Here is an 879-nt window from a genome sequence, read left to right on the forward strand (position 1 = left end):
CCCGCACGGGGGCCAGCGCTCCGAACAGTCCCAGCGCCGCGGCGATCGCCACGTCGCCGACGCTGACGACCGCGGGCGTCCAGGGCAGGGGCAGCGGGATGATGTCACCGAGCAGGCGCAGGACCATACCATCCCCGGCCGGCGCGTGAAATGCCGAGGTCAAGATGTCGGAAATCGGTACACCGGCGCGGTCGGCCCCCCACCGCGACACAGGCATCTGGCCGCCGTTCGCGGTGATGACGGCGGCGTTGGAGATGAGACCGGTGACCAGGAGACCGAGTCCGGGCAGGCGGTTGTTCGCGCTGGCGAACAGGGCTGTGACCACGGCGGCCGCGATCCACGCCGGGCTGTGCAGGGCGGGCACGAGTCGGCCGATCGCGAGCACCAGGACCGCCGCGGCGAGCAGCCATGGTCGGGAGACATCGATGCGGGCGAGGGCGCCGAGAGTTCCGCCGCGGGCGAGGCCGACGCCCAGAGCGCATAGCAGGGTCAGCACCAGAAGTACGAGCACATGCGTAGTGTGCGGTGTTATGAGCGACAGTCCCAGCACCGGGCGGTCGCGTCGCCCCAGCGTGCCGGCCCGGATACATCCGGGGCCCAGGGACGTTGGTCGGACAGCCTCGGCGCACTACGCTCTTGCCAGATTCACCGCCGCTGAAGGGAGCCTGATGGCCGAGGAAGTCCGCGCTGAGATGGTGGCCAACGTCTGGAAGGTCGTCGTCGGTGTGGGAGACCCGGTGAGCGCCGGTGACGCCCTGGTGATCCTCGACTCGATGAAGATGGAGATCCCCGTGATCAGCGAGGACGGCGGGACGGTCGCCCGGATCGCGGTGCAGGAGGGCGACGTCGTCCAGGACGGTGACCTGATCGCCGTGGTCG

Annotated in this window: 2 protein-coding genes; one reads left to right on the forward strand and one right to left on the reverse strand. The window is 70.1% G+C overall.

Annotated elements, in window-relative coordinates; translation table 11 throughout:
- Positions 1-550 (reverse strand): DUF5317 domain-containing protein (locus tag AC08ON_RS09805; protein ID WP_476616818.1); only part of this gene is annotated, 550 nt, incomplete at its 3' end.
- 118 nt (positions 551-668) lie between these two features.
- Here AC08ON_RS09805 and AC08ON_RS09810 point away from each other — a divergent pair.
- The coding region (locus tag AC08ON_RS09810; protein WP_476616819.1) for a biotin/lipoyl-binding carrier protein at positions 669-879 on the forward strand (211 nt) is incomplete at its 3' end.

Source organism: Frankia sp. CoWAU3 (assembly GCF_977971855.1).